Raw genomic sequence first — 3,388 nt, forward strand, 5'->3', positions numbered from 1 at the left:
AACTGGAAAAAGAAAGTAATCTCAGGCCATAATCCGGCTATCTAGGCGGGTCAATATTAGATGCAAAACCTGGGTCAGTTTTAACTGCAAATCAACAACCTGGCGGAAGCAGCGGCTCGGATTGAGCAGAAACTGGAAATCGTAGAGTCGAATCCTACGATTTCTCTACGCCAGCAATAAAGCAGCCTGACGGGAATCGGTAGGTCTTTGAATTGCTTGGCACATTCTGCACAGCTTGAGTGTTCGACCACCTGGTTCCCAACCAAGTACTCAGGCTTCTTCTGATGAATCCTCAGCAGGCGCTTCATCAGCGACCTCGCCAAAGGAACCAATGGCCTCGCCCATCTGAACCTTGCTCCCGGCCTGCAGATTCTCGGACCACCTCATGGCCTCCTTGCCGAACAGGAGAATTACGGTGGAGCCCATGTTGAACCGGCCCATTTCATCACCCTTGGCCAGTTCAACCGGCTGGGGGGAGGCGCCGGTGTAGTCCCAATGGCTTATCCGCCGGGAGGATGGTGCGGCGGTACCCGCCCAGACGGTATCCATGCTGGCGACGAAGATGGCACCCACCATGATCACGGCCATTGGGCCGGCCTCGGTTTCGAACAGGTTGATCACCCGCTCGTTGCGGCTGAACAGCCTGGGCACGGTACGGGTGGTGGAGGGACTGACGCTGAAGAGGCGTCCCGGGACGTGGCTCATGGTGGTCAGTTTCCCACCCAGGGGCATGTGGATACGGTGGTAGTCCCGGGGGGAGAGATAGATGGTGGCAAAGCTGCCATCTTCGAACTGCCGGGTCATTTGTGCGTCGCCCCCCAGCAACTCATCAAGGGTGTAATCCCTTCCCTTGGCCTGGAAGATACGTCCATCCTCTATTTCACCAGCCTGGCTCACAGCACCATCCACCGGGCAGAGAATGGTCTTTTCCCCATCGGCCAGTGGGCGGGCATCGGTTTTCAGTGCGCGGGTGAAAAAGGCATTGAAGCTGGGATACCTCGCCGGGTTGGGCTCCTCGGCAATGCGCATATCGATGTCGTAGATGCGGATGGCAGCCTTGATCATCCGGTCCTTGAAAGGCGCCCATTCGCTACGGGTGAGCCAGTACATCAGCTGTGAAAGCAGGTGATGGGGCAGCAGGTAGAGCAAGAGGGCGAAAAGCCGGTCTATGATGCTGATTTCTCCGTTTGATCCGGAGGATTGGGAAGAAGTCATATAGCTGTAAGGCGTATTCAGAATGGGATTGTTGAAGATGGTACCTGCAACCGCCATACCGGTAAATAGGGAGTGTGGGAATTAGGGTTTTTTAAGCATTTTGTTAATCGGACGATACCGGGATTATGTGTGGAAAACACGACCGGAGAAGCGTTTCTGAACTAGTGTTACCAGGAGAAGCCGGGGTTAAAAAGGCATTGGAAATATGTTTGTCGCACTGAGCAAGTTTGTTGTTGCCAATGGCATGGAATCCGAGGTGTTGGAGGCATTCAGGAACAGGCCGCACAAGGTGGACAGTGAGGCGGGTTTTGTTCGCTTGGAGGTGATGACGCCATGCGAACACCCGGAAGAGTTCTGGCTGGTCACTTACTGGCAAGATAAGACGAGTTGGAAGCGCTGGTACAGGAGTCATTCGTTCAAGCGTGTCCATGACTGGATGCCAAAGGGTCTGAAGCTGGTGCCGAAGAGCAACGAGATACGTTATTTCCACCTGCATGCTGAGTAGGAAGAGGCGTGATGGCTGCTGAACAATTCACATCTGAAGATTTCGCTGACCTGGATGTCAGTCGCATGGCGGTTGCGGTCACCGATGCCTATTTCGAGGCTCATCCCGAAATGGGTATGGATGTGCAGCAGAAGTTGCGGGGAAAGTGCCACCAGGATGTGGAATGCCATTTTCAGTTTCTGCAGGCGGCACTTCTGCACAGCTCAAAGGAGATATTTGAACAATACATCGCTTGGCTGAAGGAGGTGTTTGCCAGTCACAACCTGCCCCTCTCACACCTCGAGGAGTCCCTGGAGCTCATCGCGCAATATCTTGATAGGCATTTAAAGCCGGTGCTGTCCGAGGCCGCGGGAGAGGTGATCAGAATCGGGCTCGATCAGCTCTCCAAACTGGGTGCTCTGGTGCAGCCTGAGTCATCTTCCAGGGCGCTTGTGTTGCCGGGGGCGCAAGCCTACACGGAAGCGCTCTTGCTCGGAAGCCAGCAACGCGCCGGCCAGGTCGTTTTGCTGGCCATGGAGCAGGGGCATAAGCTGGTGGATGCCGGCGTTGGCATCGTGCAACCGGCCATGTATGAAGTCGGCCACCTGTGGCTGTCCGGCAGGGTGACCGTAGCACAGGAACACCTGGCAACCGCCATCTCCCAGACCATATTGGCCCGAGGTCTGATGAATGAAGAGTACGCAGAATCCAATGGCCGGAAGGCCTTGTTCGCCTGTGTGGCTGGAAATCATCACATGCTGGGATTGCGCGTGGTAAGCGACGCGTTCGAGGTTGCAGGCTGGGAGGTGGATTTCCTGGGGGCGGATACGCCGACTGACGCGATCATGCAGCTGGTGGATGAGCGCAAGCCGGATATGGTCGGTCTATCGGTCAGTATGCCAGTGCAGATGACCGAACTGTCGTGTCTGGTGACGCAGATCAAGGCAAAATTTGCAGCCTCCAGACCGGTTATTGTCGTGGGCGGCCTTGTTTTCAACAGTTACCCCAGCCTGAGGCAGGGCATTGGAGCGGATGAGTGGTTCGCTGATGCGAAGCAAGCGGTGGAGGGGATGTAGTGGAAACACTCTCATGTGATGCAGGGATCTGTTTCCCCGAGATGCTGAGACATGTCGGATCTGTCGTGGTGGGGGTGTTCGATAAAGATGGTCGTTTGATTGACAGCAATGCCGGCCTGAATTCCCTGCTGGAGTTCTCCGGGATCCAGCAAGACAAGGGGGGAATAAGGCAGATCTTCATGCAACCTACTTTTGAAGATTTGATCGCGCTCCAGGGGGGAGGGTTGTCGATCGCTGACCAAGTGGAGCTCTCTTTCAGTGGTGTGCTGAACATCGGAAAAAAAGATTCGACTGTTCGGTCATTACATGGTTCGGTTGATCGCAGAGGCAATATTTTCATGCTGGTGGCCGAGTATGACATCAATGAGTATCAGCGGTTGAGTGCTTCTGTTCTAGAGATGAACGAAGAGATGGCCCAGATGCAGCGGGAGCTTAAAAAACTCAATGCCGACTTGAGGGAATCTCTAAAAACCCACCTTAGTCTGCGATAATAACACACACACAACTTTTCAATCATGGCGGTTTCGGATAATAAGTGCAATTGGTAGTTGAAGGGCCAGCTGGTAGAGTCGGCGCTTCTCCCGACCAAGAGACGAAGCACTTATGAGCTACA

General features: G+C 54.4%; 4 protein-coding genes. 3 read left to right on the forward strand and 1 reads right to left on the reverse strand.

The features are described 5' to 3' along the window. Window positions 1-270: 270 nt before the first annotated feature. A complete protein-coding gene (gene asd / locus BOW53_RS12455) occupies window positions 271-1,179 on the reverse strand; it encodes an archaetidylserine decarboxylase (protein WP_078488298.1) in 909 nt (302 codons plus the stop codon). Between the two features lie 241 nt (window positions 1,180-1,420). On the opposite strand from asd, the gene BOW53_RS12460 reads away from it, so the two are divergent. The 3 genes from BOW53_RS12460 to BOW53_RS12470 are packed head-to-tail and all read left to right on the forward strand — an operon-like array spanning window position 1,421 to window position 3,266. Next, window positions 1,421-1,720 carry an antibiotic biosynthesis monooxygenase family protein gene (locus tag BOW53_RS12460; RefSeq protein ID WP_078488295.1) on the forward strand — a complete coding sequence of 100 codons (300 nt, stop codon included), beginning with the start codon at window positions 1,421-1,423 and terminating at the stop codon, window positions 1,718-1,720. A gap of 11 nt (window positions 1,721-1,731) precedes the next feature. Then, window positions 1,732-2,775 (forward strand): cobalamin B12-binding domain-containing protein, encoded by a 1,044-nt coding sequence (locus tag BOW53_RS12465; RefSeq protein WP_078488296.1) that lies wholly within the window; start codon window positions 1,732-1,734, stop codon window positions 2,773-2,775. Next, a complete protein-coding gene (locus BOW53_RS12470) occupies window positions 2,775-3,266 on the forward strand; it encodes a hypothetical protein (protein WP_135607110.1) in 492 nt (163 codons plus the stop codon). Before BOW53_RS12465 ends, BOW53_RS12470 begins: the two co-directional genes overlap by 1 nt. The last annotated feature ends 122 nt before the right edge of the window (window positions 3,267-3,388 follow it).

The organism is Solemya velesiana gill symbiont (assembly GCF_002020805.1).
Classification (GTDB): Bacteria; Pseudomonadota; Gammaproteobacteria; order Chromatiales; family Chromatiaceae; genus Sedimenticola_A.